Below are 14,491 nucleotides of genomic sequence, written 5' to 3' on the forward strand. Positions count from 1 at the left end.
CATTTTAACTATAAAATCCCTCCTTAAAAATTAGATTTATTACCCCGCTTACTGAAAAAGTCTATATTTTTCATCACTACTTATGCTAGATTGTTTGAAACTTAACGCTAGCTTAATATCTAGTTAGTAAGTATTAATTCAAAACCATGGAGCGGTTTTTTAGTTTTAAGCCGCAGTAACAGGATTTAGTTATGCGCTTAAAAGCAGCCCTCATCAATTTTTTAAAGGCATAGTTTGGATATGGCTATGCAGCAACAGCTCGACTTTATCGCTTATATCCAGCGCATGCTGGTGGAAGGGGATTTTAGTGCCACTTATAAGTTTGCTTTGTTACATGCGCTTGCTGATATCAGCATTGAAAAACAGCAAATAGATCCGAATGCCCAATTACAAATAACCTTTCACGAATTAGTCGAAAAGTTTATTACCTTATATTGGCACCAAGCATCTCCTTTTGCTGCTATTGGTAATAATAGAGACCTGTTGCTTTTACAAAACACTAATTCAAAAAACAAGCCAAAATCATCACCACACTGCATGATGCAAAATTAAGAAACATTAACTCAGTTAGCCAATTAAAAAAGTGCAGTGATTGGGAAAATATACGCAGAACAACGTTAAAAACCATTAAAGAAGGACCGTTATGGTTATTACAAAAGCTAAATGGCAAGGAAGAGTGTTTTTTATACCCTCATGTTAAAGGTCAGCAATATATTATCTTAAATGTAGGTATTGCCAGTTGCTTTAGACGCTTTTACGACTTAGTTGTTTACTTAGCCAAAAATGCATGGCTACAAAAAATTCAAAGCATTAAATACAACCAAGCGCTAATTGGCCCACAAAGCCAGCTTCATGACTTTTTATTTGGCTTTGATCGCAATGCACTCAATAAAGCAAAACCTGTATTAATAGAACTACAAAAAGGGCAGTGCTTTTATTGTCAAAAGGCATTAAACAGCAAAACCGAGGTTGATCACTTTATTCCGTTTACGCGTTACGCCAACGATTTAGGCCACAACTTTGTGGCAGCTCATAGTAAATGCAATAACAGCAAACGCGACTTTTTAGCTGCACAAGAGCACCGCGAGCGCTGGCAAGAGCAAAACCTCGTTATAAATAACCAGTACATAACCAAAGAGTTAAGCGATTACTTTAATTGTGATGCTGAAAAGTCACGCTCAGTAAGCGATTGGGCGTATCAGGTTGCACAGGCAAACAGCGCCAAATTGTGGGTAGGCATAAATAGTTTTGAGTTTGCAGAAAGTGCTATTTATTAATAGCCAAAAATGAGCTTGGTTAAGTGGTAGAAGATAAACCAAGGTATATCGCGTAGGCTCGATTTTATATCGTGCTTTGTTTTTGATAACAGGTTTTAAGGCACGTATTTTTGTGTGTTTTTAGGAGTTGAGAAGAGATTTAAAAAACTCGACTTGAGGTTTTATCGCGTTGGCGATGGCAACCAAAGAGAGGCTGCCGAGGAGCACACTTGATGTACAACATTGCCTAAATGGTTTTAGGTATGATCATGGGGAATTGGAGTGTACTGGTAGATTGGTGTTACTCAAAAGATGTGTCATTTAACCCTGTTAATGAATATAGACTGAATGAAAATTGCTCTAATTACAAATAGATGCTAGGTTTGTAACTACATAATAAGAAAGGACTCTATCTATGAAACTTAATCAAGTTTTATCTATCGTTAATCAAGTTGAAAAATCAAAATTCATTTCATGTCTCGATCGCCTTTGTTCTGATGCAGCAAAAAGTAACAGAAAACTCGCTAAAACAATAGATAACATAGATGGGCAAATAAAAAATGCATCTGGCAGTGAAATAACCCAACTGTTTAATACAGTGAGGGAGTTTTTCAAAGAGTCTGTCAAAGAGCAAATTCTGATGAGTTCTGCTCAATTAAATTTATTAGTCAATTTACTGAGCCGTGACGGGAATTGTGTTGCTCGTATCAGTTGGATTGAAACTCTTTATGCGAAAGAGTGGAAAGAACTATCTAAGCTCTCTAAGGAGCTTTTTAATTGTATAAACCAAGGTTCATCTGATGCATCAATTGATAGAGATAAAGCGCTTAAAATTTATCATGCTTGCATGAGTGAAGCGTATTTTAACGATCAAAAGAATAACCGTGATGCAAAGGTTACTGACGATGAGAGAAGTATTCTTAATGTACTTGCAAATCAACTAGAGCTTACTACCGATGAATGTGCAGCTATAGAGCATTTAGTGGATGTTATTCCTGAGACGGGTGTTTTAGATGCATTAAATAGTCTAAGAGATATTGGGCTTGTATTTATCAGCAAAAAACGACAAGAAGTATTTGTTCCTGATGAGATTGTTACATTATTAAATGAATTACAAGGCAAAGACTTAGCTGATAAATATGTGTTAAGAATATTAAGAACCTGCACAGATGCTGAGCTTTCAAATGCATTGAAAGCTCATGGTCGTAAGATCAGAGGCATTAGTCGCGCTGAGAAGATTCAAACTATTATTCATTCAGGTATAAGTGCATCTAAGCTTTTAAGTGATGATATCCATAATCCAGAAGACACTCAAAATCAGCGTAAAGAAAGATTAAAACAGCTAATTACTGACCTAGAAATTGATACAGATAAACTGGGCACAACACTCGATGAAAGAATTGGCTTAATTCTAAATTCACTCTCAGGGGCGACTGAAAAAGAGTTCGATTGTTTAAGCGTGAGTGGCTTTAAACAATTGTTAAAGACCTTGGAAGATCATTTTCCATCCATGCAAGCAGTTTTGAAAGAGGCTTTTGAATTAGAGCCAACAGAGATTATTGATACTGAAAAGCTTCGTTCATTGAGTATTACGCCACATGACATTTTATATCTTTTATCTAATGAAGAAGTAAAAGAAGTACGAGATGGTATGGGGTTATCAAAGCGTGGTAATCCTCGCTTTGCCATACTAGAAAGTTTCGCTAATGCAACAGACAAGTTAATAGAGAACTATGACTTATTGGCTAAAAGAGACGTTAATGCTCTTCGAGATGTTGGGGTTGAAGTTTCAGAGGTGGATTTAGGTATTAAGTTCGAAGAAGTTACAAAAGCGATATTAGAAGTTTTAGAATTGAATATTGATGAAGACTTACGCAAAGATCTAAATACGGCCAAAGATAAGGCCGATATTGTTATTTCACTGAGTGATAACGATATTATTATTGGTGAAGCTAAAACTTGCAAGAACGGTGACTTTGCTAAATATTCAACAACTTCTCGTCAAATTAAAGCTTATGTAAATCGTGCTGAGAATCAAGGTAAAAGAGTTGCTCAAGTACTAATAATTGCACCGAGTTTTTCTGAGGATTTTATTGAATCTGCTGAAATGGATACAGAGGTAAACATTTCTCTTCTTGAAGCGCATGGCCTGAAGTTGATTCTTGATGCTTTTAAATCTAAACGAAACCCCAGTTTTGCGCCAAAGTTACTTACAAAAGGTGGCTTGTTGAAAGCAGAGTTAATAGCCAAGAATATATAGAAAGGTGTAGTTCCAAAGCTTAAATTACTTACATGGTTATTTTGAACCACGTAATTGATTATTATCTTTTAAATGTATAGGTTGGTCCTTATAGGGGGAAAGCTTTTTGTATGTTGAAAGTATATGTTTGGACACCTCATGAGGTATTGCGTTACGCTAAAGAGCTTGCAGAAACGGAAAATGCATAAATATGAAAGTTATTTATGAACCACGCTTTAATTATCAGCTAGGATTACTGAAGTATTTGCATCCATTTGATGGTGAAAAGTTTGCCAAAGTAGCATCTGAACTTGATAGTGTGGATGTTGAAGTAATCCAACCGAATGAACCAATTTCTACCGATATAATTAACGAGTACCTCAATGAGCTAATGAGAAAATTGGTCTTGAGTCGAATGCTTATTTTCCGTGCCCTTGAAGTTCCTAAAATCCCTTTTGTTAGCTTTGATTTTCTAGATAAAAAAATCTTAACGCCTATGCGTTTAGCTGTTTCGGGTACTCTATTAGGTGCCGAAAAAGCGCTAGAGTCTGGCGAGACTATGTGGAATTTATCTGGTGGCTTTCATCATGCTAGTAATTTAAATATGGAAGGGTTTTGTATTTATAATGATATTGGCATTACTTACCAGCAATTACGAAAAAATGGCCATTTAAGCGAAACAGATAAAGTGTTGATTATTGACGTTGATGCTCATCATGGCAACGGTAATGCGTATTCATTTAAAGATAATGAAAACGTACATTTGTTAGATGTTTACAATGAAGATATTTACCCAACATCGAGCTTCACCCGCAATAGAGTGAATTTTCCTGTGCCATTAAAAAGCGGTGTCGAAGGCGAAGAGTATTTGACGAAACTTAATCAAGCGCTCGAATTAGTGATTGATGAATATGCTTTGGCTTTTGTAATTGCAGGAACAGATGTACTGGCCGTTGATAAACTGGGTGGCTTTAAACTGACAATAGAAGATGTTGTTGAGCGTGAAAAGAGTATTTTATCTCGTTTAAAAAGCCTAAATATACCAACCGTCGTTACTGGTGGTGGGGGTTACTCAAAACAAAGTGCGTCAGCTATTGCTGCTGCAATTAGAGCGTGTACGGCCTTATGGAAGCGTTAATTTTTTTAAAATCACAAACACCAAGCACAATGCTGTGGTGTCTGTGCATTAAAACGAGCTTTGTTTTATGCAAAGCCCGTTTCAATATCGCGGAAAGTCCATTGGCCGTTTGAGTCGGCAATATCAATTAACTCACACGCTTTTTTATTCCATGCTGCTAAGCAGGTAATGTAGTTTGTTAGTTGGTGAAAAGCGCGGTCTGGTGCATCGGGACGAATTCTTGACATTGAGTAGCTTGAATAAGTTGCGCCACTTCCTACCCAACTTACGATTGAAGAAGCAACGCCGCCGCCAGGAATAACAAAACCCGCTGTTGTTGTGACAAGGCCAAGTATTGTTGCGGCTTTTTCTACACTGTTACCCGTTTTCATAATATCTTCGCTGAGTATAGGGTGTAGTAAAGCGAGTAAGTTAGTTGCTTGGGGTTGGTTAGAAGCAACAGCAACATCATTAGATGTTTTTGGCACATTACCAGGAGCAGATGCACCTCCTCGCATAGCGGGAAGTAAACTGTTAAAAGATTTTTGGCTACGGTTACTTGTTGAAAAAGTCACAGATTCTGTACTTAAGCCGCCCGCTTTTACACGTTTTTGATCTTTTGGTGTGATGGTTGATTTATACGTTCGTTGTAAGCGACGATAAACAGCTGCGCTACATTGTGTCATTTGTATTGCTAGGGCTGCTTGATCTTTAAATTCTCGCCCGATTGCGCGATCTGAAAGTTGGGTTAACTGTGCTTTTTTCTTCAGCACGTGTTGACCAATTATAATATCCATAAAATATCCTTATTAAAATCCTATGGGCAGAATTCTATCATGATTATTTGTAATGTTAATATGCTAAAAATAAATTTTGGGTACTTTATATAGCCCTAAAATAAATAGAGTTTTGTTTAAATTATGTTATAAAAGGCATGTCAGTTCTGAGACTATTTATATTTTTTAGTCGGTAATATTTGTAGGGAAAAACAATTAACAAAATTGATGTGAAATTATGAATAAATGGATTTTATTACTCGCTAGTTTATTAGTAAGCCCAACTTCAATTGCCAACGAGCAATACTCTCAAAACCAATGCGATAACATTAAAGCTGAACGTGAGTCTATTCGTAAAAGAATGAATCGCAGTTATAGCGCACAACAAGGTGAGCGTTGGAATAAGCGCTCCGACGAGCTGTTTACTTTGCTGGCAAGACATTGCAAAAAACCGACAAGAAGCGCGGGTAATGGCGGTAATTATAGTTATCGGTCAAACCCGACAGGGCTTTTAAATACGAAAGTATATAACTCTACTGTTTATTCCAATTCATACAATGATGATGAAAAACGTAAAGCGTGGGGAGAGTTTTATAAGCTACCAGAGCGCTGTAGAGCAAAGAAAATCCAGCAAGCGGATTTTGTATGGTGTAGTGAAAACAAAGTTGAGCAAAAAGCCTTGTTTGAATCTGCTTGGAATGCCCAGCCTTAAATCAAAATTAGGCTTGTTTTTTAAGTTACTTTCTTACACGCGTAGCAGTGGCTTTATGCTGCGACGGTAAGTTATTAAAAGTAGCTTATTAAAACGCGATGTAAAATCGCTGCTACTCATTCTATAGCTCTATCACATCCCCTTGTAAGCTAGGGGTGTGAGTAATGCTGTTTTGCAGTTGCTCTATTAAGAGCTGGGCATTGGCAGAGGGGGTGCGTGAATGCGGCCAGAGGGCGTAAATAGGTCTCGCAGGTAAATTGTGTGGCGTATCTAGGTAATTAAATTGATTGGTGTTTTTTATACAGCCTATTTCACTCATAGGGAGTATGCCTGCACCATAGCCTGCTTCAATCATTTTTCTGGCAATGGTGATATCAAAACAAAAGCTTATTTGCTCATACTCTTTTTTTAATTTGTTTAGCAAACCACTGGGTAGTTGTGACTCAGAGTAGGGGATAATTAAACGTGATTTAGGTGCGCCTTGTTTTGTTATAAGTTTAATTGCAATCATACCTAGGCGTTTTTGGTAGTAGCTAGAGTCTTGTTGTTCGCCAATACGAATAGCTAAGTCAAAACGTTTTTGGCTTAACTGACTATTGGCATTGCTTGGGTATATGTGGAGGTTTAACGCAGGGTTTGCCATCGCAAATTGATTAATTGCGCCCATCAGTGGACCCGCAATGATGTTTTGTGGGCACAACAGGTAAAAGTCTTTTGCGGTAGGCGAGTCGTTTAATTGTGCTAACTGACTATTGAGAGCAAGCACTTGCTCGCCTAATTCGTTATAAAGTGACTCGCCTTTGGTGGTTAACACAATGCCTCTGGCCGTGCGTTGTAATAATGGCTCACCGAGCTTGTCTTCGAGTGTTTGAATGCGCCTAGAAAGCGTTGATAGATTCAGTCCTAAATCTTTTGCTGTTTGGCTCATGCTTTTACGGCGGGCTATTTCGATAAATAAATGCAGATCATCCAGCATACTACTCCCTCAATCTTAGTTTGCATTTTAGTGACTGTTGCTACTTGGGCTATGCAAATATAGTAACGCCAAGGAGGACATATGAAAATTCATTTTACATTTACTGCGGCATTTTCGTTTTTAATGTCGTTTTTGCTTTCGGCATGGGTTACCTATGTCAATTTAGGGCTAAGCGATACATTTTTAGCAAGCTGGATGAAGGCGTTTGCCAATGCATGGCCTGCTGCTTTTGTGGTGGCTTTTACGGTTGCGCCGCCAAGCCGCCAATAAGGGCATTGGTTTTAAAATTATACGCTAAGGAGTTAGTATGATTAATATCGTAGCAAAAATTACCCCTAAAGCAGCATTTTTTGAAGACTGTAAAGGGCGTTTACAGGGCATATTAAACGCCACTCGTGCAGAGCAGGGTTGTAATCGTTTTGAGCTGTTTGCGAGTAAAGAGCAGCGTTGTCTGTTTTTAGTTGAGCAGTTTGTATCGCAAGCTGCACTTGATGCTCATTACGAGCAGCCATACACCAAAGCTGTGTTCGCTTTTTATGAAAATGCGCTGGCACAGCCTGTTGAGGTTTCAAAAGTAGAGGTGTATTAGTTAAAAGCCAAATATAAATATTCGGTTATTAAAGCGCCTCATTATAGCTTGTTTATTACTTATAAATTGGTTTTGGGGCGCTTTACTGCATGGTTATATGGCGCGCGAAACAAGTTTCACGCCTACTCAGTCGCACTTTTAGATCATCGATAGTTTTGTAGTTAGACAAAGGAGCTAGCTTTTTTGATAATAAGAAACGATACATAGGCAAATAATCGCCCCAAAGACCGAGATTAAGTGCGCAGCTCCTATAACTCTATCGATAGGCCTTGCATATTTAGCTACAAAACGGCCATCAAAAATAGGTGTGGGTAATCGCGAGCGTTTGAAAAATATTGCCATGGCATAAAAGGGGGGTACTAGCGCCAGTGCCTTTGTCTCAAAGCGGAGGAGTAACACTGTCGTTTAGCATTTGTTTATTTATGTACTTGATAGAGATGCGTGTAAATAAAATTACAAAAAGAAACGCTAAAGCCATGAATACAAACATGTTCGCTAGAACTAATTTTTCCAATGAGATCGCCATAATGGCGCCTCCTGTCATAGAGGTTAATTCAGGTAAGGCTTTTAAATAAAGTAATAATACAGAGGCAAATTATCATGCCAGCCACTGAAGTAAAATAAATTGCTGCAATTACTTTATCAATAGTCCGCGCATGCTTAGCGATAAAACGGGCATCAAATAGTTTGTTTTTAATTCTGTACTTGTTAAAAAGTATTGCAAATACATAAAACGAAGCGCTTGCTCCAATCCCTCGGTCCCAGCTGGGTGGGTACAGGTCATCTAGTTCCATTTTTTTATTTATGTGCTTAATCGACACTCTTGAAAATAAAAGAGATGAAATAAAAAAGCTGAAAAGAAAAGTTAAAAATAAGGAAGTTAAAATAGGAGCTAGAGTAAGATCCATCTATAAATACCCCTATGAATAGTTTACGATCATAAATATTATCAATAACCTTTTTTTACGAAGCTATTAGTATTAATACACATATTTACTTTAGAAATAAGTAAAAAAACTCAGCTACAACAAAAAGTACTCTAAAACTACCATAAGAAATATGCTAATTATAAAGCCAGATGTTGATACAAGATGCAGAAAAGCGAGAAACTTATCAATTGGCCTTGCGTGTTTGGCGACAAACCTGCCATCAAATAATGGCGTAGACTTACGAGCTCTTTTTACAAAGATAGCGAGTGCGTAAAAAGGAGCACTGGCTCCAATTCCTCTATCCCAACTAGGAGATGAAACTCCATTTTCCTGCATTTTACTCTCGATATGTCGTATTGATATTCTGGGGAATATCACAGTCATTATCATCATGAGAGCAAAGAAGAAAATTACACAATACAGGATAAAGTTAAGTACTGTCATTGCAAAAAATCTTGTGTTAAGGGTTATCTATTATATAAAGTTTTAGCTTTTTTGTAGTGGCTACGTCATCAGTTGCTTTGATAATATAAGGCAATACAAAGACTAATGGTAGTTCCTGTAACTGAGAGAAAGTAAGCCGCTGTAATCACTCTATCAATAGGTCGTGTATGGTTAGCTATAAAGCGGGCATCAAATAGTTTATTTTTAATTCTGTAGTTGTTAAAAAGTATTGCAAATACATAAAACGAATCGCTTGCGCCGATACCTCGGTCCCAACTATGAAGGTGCAAGTCGTCTAGTTCCATTTTTTATATGCTTAATTGACACTTTTGAAAATAAAAGAGATGAAATAAAGCAAACACATATGAATGTTATTAGTAAGTAGCCTGATAAATAAGCCATAGACATTAATATACTTTCTCGAGTATAAGGTTTCCTATAGAGCATGTTTAGAAGCTTAACTTTATAACAGATAAATAAACAGGTCTATTTCCATTCCTCATGCTCTATATAAAATTAAGTTTGCTCGCAATGTCTAAGCTAAAAGTTAAATTCAAGAGGGGAAATATTAACGGGAGTTATTTAGTATATAAGCAGTTAAAATGTATTAACAAAAAAGCAGTTACTTATCATCTTTTTTAGTCATTTTAGCGCTGTTTTGTTGCAGTATTATATAAAAATGTTAGGCTGTACCTCTAACTTTTACAGTGACGTAAATTTATGATCAAAAGGATTTTATTATCAGCTTTATTCATGGCTCCTTGTTTTGCATGGGGGCAGCAAGCTCTCAGTGTTGAGCAATGCGAAAGCATGCAAGCAGAGCGAGCTGAGCTGCAATCAGCCATTCGAAAAACCCACCTACTCGATAAAATTGATTCGTACAAACAACGCTTACATAATCTTTCATCGCGCATTTCAGATAATTGCTTAACCGACGAACAAATATTAAAGCGAACTCATTCGTTTTATAACCAAGATATTGCTTATCTTGAAAACCCATTAGCTAAACCCTTATCTGAGCAAGGTTATATTAGTAAACAAGCAGCGTGGGAGCGTTATTATGTTATTCCTTCGCGTTGTTTACACAGGCCTTTAAATATTCAATATTTAGATTGGTGTATCGAGAATAAACAGGTTCAGTTTCAGCAGTTTGATATGTTGTGGCAGCAAAAAAGTGCGCAGTATGAAAGAGCTGAGGCTAAATCGACAGATTCCTTTCACGAGTTTGTATTACCGAGTAAGTCTGAACGAGCTAGAATAATGGCTGAACGGGAGTTAAAGCGTTATAGCTACACTAACGATACAATTCTACCAACAAATATTATTGTGTTATGTGCGTTAGCCGTAACGGTGTTCTTTTCGCTTATCTTTATTTTTCACTTTTTAATGCGCCCACGTCCTGCTATTAAAGACTAAGTTAGAGTGCAATAAACTATGAATAGTTTATTGCACTCTAACTAATATCAACGCTAATCATCTGTTTTGAGTTGTTTCGCTCTGTTTTCTGCGTCAATAAGCGCTTGTGATTTAGGCTGTTTTTCTTTACTTTCAATCTGCGGCTTTTCGGTTGAGTTGGGAGCCCACGTAGGGTCTAGCGACAAGTTAGCAAAAGGGTTTGTTGAGCTCGTTTCTTTTGTTTGTTCATCACTGATCCCTTGAGGCATGTCACTCTCATCTAAAGATAGTGTATCGTCATCATTATCTGGCAGGTTAGTGTCAGTCATAATGGGTGCCGTCTTTGGCTCATCAGCAAGCGCAGTTGTATTTTGTTGCAGCTCCTGTTCAAGTGTTTGCAGGGCTTTTGCTAAGTCATCATCGCTTATGTCATCGTCAGTAAGCGTAATTGTTGCAGGTTCGGGTAAGTGTTCAGGCTCATCTATTGCGCCTGTAAAAGACAGATCGTCATCTACTAAAGATGACAAATCGTACTCAGGTACGTCATCTTTTAGAGGTTGATCAACGCTTTTATATTCATCAAACCCAAAAGAGCTACGTGTACTGGTAAACTCGGGTTCATCATCGAGCTCTGGCTTAATGTCGTTGTCTAACTCATTATTACCTAACTCATCATCTAATTCGGTATTATCTGACTCGTCGTATGTCGGCGCCGTTTCTACTGGCTCAGAGGTGTTGTACTCGTCAAACCCAAAAGAGCTGCGTGTACTGGTAAACTCTTGCTCATCATCGAGCTCTGGCTTAACCTCGTTGTCTTGCTCATTATTACCTAACTCATCACCTAACTCGGTATTATTTGACTCGTCATAAATGGGCGTTGTTTCTGCTGGCTCAGAGGTGTTGTACTCATCAAACCCAAAAGAGCTGCGTGTATTGGTAAACTCTGGCTCATCATCGAGCTCTGGTTTAATGTTGCTGTCTTGCTCATCATTGCCTAACTCATCACCTAATTCGGTATTATTTAACTCTTCGTATGTCGGCGTTGTTTCTGCTGGTTCTGAGGTGTTGTACTCATCAAACCCAAAAGAGCTGCGTGTACTGGTAAACTCAGGCTCATCATCGAGCTCTGGTTTAATGTCGTTGTCTTGCTCATTATTACCTAACTTATCACCTAATTCGGTATTATCTGACTCGGGGTAAATGGGCGTTGCTTCTTCTGGTTCAGAGGTGTTGTACTCGTTAAATCCAAATGAGCTGCGTGAGCTTTCAAGTTCATCACTTTGAATTGATTCATCGTTCTGTATTTCTTCGTGGCTAATTTCAAGCTCGTTGAATTCATGCGCATGGGCAAAGTCAGTTGCTTGCTCTTCGGTGCTTATGAAGGCACTTTGTTCGTCGTGTTCAGCATTTAAGCGTGCAAATTCAGACCATTCTTCATCATCGGACGTTGTCGTTTTCGTGTTAAATGTGTCATTAAATGCTCTCTCAAACTCATCTTCGTAGCGTGGTTGTGATTCTGCTGAGCTTGTTTCATCTTCATTTAATGCTTGTTGCGCTTTTATTTTGGCACTTGCAGCTTGAGCTTGAAGCAAGGTGTTTTCAAGTTCAGCATTTGAGTCAGATTGTTTACTCTTACGAAGGCGCAAAATAAATAGGCCACCAACTAAAAGCACCAATAACACAAGCAGGCTTGGCATCAATAATGAGTTTGATGAGCTTGGTTCTGGTGTTTGTACTATAACCGGAGCCGGTTTTTTAGCAGGCTCTATAGCTTGATTTGCGTCGTTTTTATTTGCAGCAGGAGCTTGTGGCTCTGTGTTTGTAATTGGTGCCGCCTCAGTCACTGACTCTGTTGCTGGTGGCAGTTTAGGCATTGACTGGCTATCGTTATCTTGTTGAACCGGCTCACTGTTATTAAGCTCAGAACTGAGTGAAGAGTCAATTAATTCTGGCTCTGCAGGTTGCTGTGTTTGTTGTATTGGCTCTACAGGCGCTTGTTGAACAGGTGCTTGAGCAGGAACATCTTCAGCAGCACCTTTAATCGCACCTGAGTGCTCGGTTATGCTTGTTTTAGGTGGTGTCGGTGTTGCTTCTGAAGTGAGCTTTTGTAGCGCGGCGGTATTATTAACTGGGGTCGGGTTTTTACAGTTTTTTTCAAAATTTCTGGCCGCTGAGCGATAGTTTCGGTTGCTGGTATTATCGCGGTATTCATGCATTTGTTGTTTTAACAAAATACACATTGCTTCGTTGTACTGGGCACTACTGGTAAAGCTAAGACCAGCAAATAACAAAAAAAGGGTCGTTTTTATAATTGACATAGATTCCTGACCAGTGAAGTTTAGCTGGTGACTATATATTGAATTATTTTAAGCTTAGTCGACTAATTTATCCACATTTGGTTAACAAATTAGGTTTATTCGAGAACCATTAAAGCGCGATATTCATCGTAAGCAAATTGGTCAGTCATACCGCTGATATAATCTTGAACTAAGCGACAACGATAATAAAACTCATAAGCTGCATAGTGACCAGGCTCAGCTTTAAGCGCATCTATGGCTTTTTGGTAGCTGTTTAAGTGCTTGTTAGAAAGTTTTTTAACAAGTCTACTTTCAATAAGTAAGTTGTTATCGCCTTTTAATGCTCGCTTAAAGCTATCGTGATCAAGTGCTAGCAAAGGTTTATAGCAATCAAGTAAGCCGCTAATGATACGGTAACCCTGAAGTTCAAGTCGTTCAACTTCTTTGTGGCAGAATACGTGGTTAAGCGCGACCTGTTTCAGCGTTTTTGTGACTGCATGTAAGTGGCTGCGATCCTCAAGCAGTGCTTGATTAAAATCGCCATGGTAAATAGCTTCAATATTTTTGATAAAGCGCTCAGCAGCATAATTTACTAAAGGATGTAGTAAGGTTACTCGCAGGTAAATAAAGAATTCGCTGTTAAAGTTATATGGCTGCTCAGCGGCTTTACTTAGTGCGTAATCAATTGCTTTTTCTGCAAAGTCACCGTGTTTCGTATTGTCTAATGTCAGGTTTGTGAGTGTTTTGGTATATTGTTCTTTTAGCTTGTCACAAAGTATATCGACACTAATGATGCCTTTTTCTACTGCATCTTCTATGTCGGCAAGGCAGTACGAAATATCGTCAGCAGCTTCCATTATATAACTTGCAGGGTGTCGGCAATATTGCTCTATTTCAAGCTCTGTTTGTAATGCGTCTATGAAGGTTTTTTCGCTAAAATAGTAGCCGACTTTTTTCATCAAATAATCTTTGTTAGTCGGACTATCTTTTTTAGACATACTGGCAGGGCGGGTGTATTTTAAAATACCAGCGGTTTGGCTGTAGGTTAAATTTAGTGACAATAAAGAATGAACTATACGAATACCTTGTGCATTACCTTCAAAGCTTTTTATATCTTGCGCAAGGTGTTTAAAAATAACACTTATGCCAACCGCTTTACATGGCTCAGGAACAAGTTCATCTAAATGCTTAGCAAACCACTGATTAATAGCAGCCTCACCAAAGTGACCAAAAGGCGGGTTGCCTATATCGTGCATCAAACAGGCCATTTCAATAAGGCTTTCTAAAGGTCTTTCTAGCCCTTTAAGGCCATACTCTTTTTGCTGAGCATCGCTTAATTTATTAAAAATTGTTTGTACTATAAAGCGACCAACTTGCTGTACTTCGAGCGAGTGAGTTAAGCGCGAGCGCACAGCAGCATTACGCTCAAGCGGAAACACTTGAGTTTTCTGCTGTAACCGGCGAATGGCTGCGCTATTAATAATGCGACCACGGTCGCTTTCAAGCGCTGTATGTAAATTATTGGTAGAGCGCATTTCACGAGCGGGTGTTATTTTTTTTCGAAAATCGATCATTTCTATTCCTACCAAGTAAATTACAGTCGTGGTGATTACTTTTGGTGATTTTAAAGATTAAATTTAATCTAACAGCTTGTATCATAAATTAAAATATTAGTTTTAAGTTATAATTTTAGTTTGCGTACTTTGCTCAAACTACTTGCTATTAAATGATTGTACTTAGTTACGCGCTAAAAAGTCGCTG

The 14,491-nt window shown here is 38.1% G+C and carries 13 protein-coding genes; 8 read left to right on the plus strand and 5 right to left on the minus strand.

Annotation, left to right across the window (positions count from 1 at the left end; genetic code table 11):
* The first annotated feature begins 246 nt into the window (after positions 1–246).
* The 4 genes from L3V41_RS08365 (at position 247) to L3V41_RS08385 (ending at position 4,633) form a co-directional block, all read left to right on the plus strand.
* The gene (locus tag L3V41_RS08365) at positions 247–552 is read left to right on the plus strand and encodes a hypothetical protein (protein ID WP_237127536.1); all 306 of its coding nucleotides are present in this window, start codon (positions 247–249) and stop codon (positions 550–552) included.
* A gap of 470 nt (positions 553–1,022) precedes the next feature.
* Positions 1,023–1,277: a hypothetical protein gene (locus L3V41_RS20000; RefSeq protein ID WP_237127537.1), complete on the plus strand. Its 255-nt coding sequence runs from the start codon at positions 1,023–1,025 to the stop codon at positions 1,275–1,277.
* Between the two features lie 394 nt (positions 1,278–1,671).
* The gene (locus tag L3V41_RS08380; RefSeq protein WP_237127538.1) at positions 1,672–3,516 is read left to right on the plus strand and encodes a hypothetical protein; all 1,845 of its coding nucleotides are present in this window, start codon (positions 1,672–1,674) and stop codon (positions 3,514–3,516) included.
* A 190-nt stretch (positions 3,517–3,706) separates the two neighbouring features.
* Entirely contained in the window at positions 3,707–4,633 is a 927-nt protein-coding gene (locus L3V41_RS08385; RefSeq protein WP_237127539.1) for a histone deacetylase, read from the plus strand.
* Positions 4,634–4,698: 65 nt separating this feature from the next.
* On the opposite strand, the gene L3V41_RS08390 is transcribed toward L3V41_RS08385, so the two are convergent.
* On the minus strand, positions 4,699–5,409 hold the full coding sequence (locus L3V41_RS08390) for a hypothetical protein (RefSeq protein ID WP_062567774.1): 711 nt from the start codon (positions 5,407–5,409) through the stop codon (positions 4,699–4,701).
* A 217-nt stretch (positions 5,410–5,626) separates the two neighbouring features.
* Between L3V41_RS08390 and L3V41_RS08395 the strand changes: the two genes are divergently transcribed.
* Positions 5,627–6,100 (plus strand): hypothetical protein, encoded by a 474-nt coding sequence (locus L3V41_RS08395; protein ID WP_237115489.1) that lies wholly within the window; start codon positions 5,627–5,629, stop codon positions 6,098–6,100.
* Positions 6,101–6,221: 121 nt separating this feature from the next.
* Here the strand turns inward: L3V41_RS08395 and L3V41_RS08400 are convergent, their stop codons facing one another.
* Positions 6,222–7,076, minus strand: a complete 855-nt coding sequence (locus tag L3V41_RS08400; protein ID WP_237115488.1) for a LysR family transcriptional regulator — start codon at positions 7,074–7,076, stop codon at positions 6,222–6,224.
* An 81-nt stretch (positions 7,077–7,157) separates the two neighbouring features.
* Between L3V41_RS08400 and L3V41_RS08405 the strand changes: the two genes are divergently transcribed.
* Both L3V41_RS08405 and L3V41_RS08410 read left to right on the plus strand, forming a co-directional pair.
* Complete coding sequence (locus L3V41_RS08405) at positions 7,158–7,346, plus strand: DUF2798 domain-containing protein (protein WP_237127540.1); 189 nt, start codon at positions 7,158–7,160, stop codon at positions 7,344–7,346.
* Between the two features lie 37 nt (positions 7,347–7,383).
* Positions 7,384–7,665, plus strand: a complete 282-nt coding sequence (locus L3V41_RS08410; protein ID WP_062567770.1) for an antibiotic biosynthesis monooxygenase — start codon at positions 7,384–7,386, stop codon at positions 7,663–7,665.
* Positions 7,666–8,219: 554 nt separating this feature from the next.
* Here L3V41_RS08410 and L3V41_RS08415 read toward each other — a convergent pair.
* Positions 8,220–8,573, minus strand: a complete 354-nt coding sequence (locus tag L3V41_RS08415; protein WP_237127541.1) for a hypothetical protein — start codon at positions 8,571–8,573, stop codon at positions 8,220–8,222.
* A gap of 1,185 nt (positions 8,574–9,758) precedes the next feature.
* Between L3V41_RS08415 and L3V41_RS08420 the strand changes: the two genes are divergently transcribed.
* Entirely contained in the window at positions 9,759–10,454 is a 696-nt protein-coding gene (locus L3V41_RS08420) for a hypothetical protein (RefSeq protein WP_237115484.1), read from the plus strand.
* Positions 10,455–10,507: 53 nt separating this feature from the next.
* Here L3V41_RS08420 and L3V41_RS08425 read toward each other — a convergent pair whose 3' ends face one another.
* A complete protein-coding gene (locus tag L3V41_RS08425) occupies positions 10,508–12,751 on the minus strand; it encodes a hypothetical protein (protein ID WP_237127542.1) in 2,244 nt (747 codons plus the stop codon).
* A 95-nt stretch (positions 12,752–12,846) separates the two neighbouring features.
* Positions 12,847–14,304 (minus strand): dGTPase, encoded by a 1,458-nt coding sequence (gene dgt / locus L3V41_RS08430; RefSeq protein ID WP_237127543.1) that lies wholly within the window; start codon positions 14,302–14,304, stop codon positions 12,847–12,849.
* Positions 14,305–14,491 lie beyond the last annotated feature (187 nt).

It is taken from the genome of Pseudoalteromonas sp. L21, assembly GCF_021728035.1.
GTDB classification, from domain to species: domain Bacteria; phylum Pseudomonadota; class Gammaproteobacteria; order Enterobacterales; family Alteromonadaceae; genus Pseudoalteromonas; species Pseudoalteromonas arabiensis.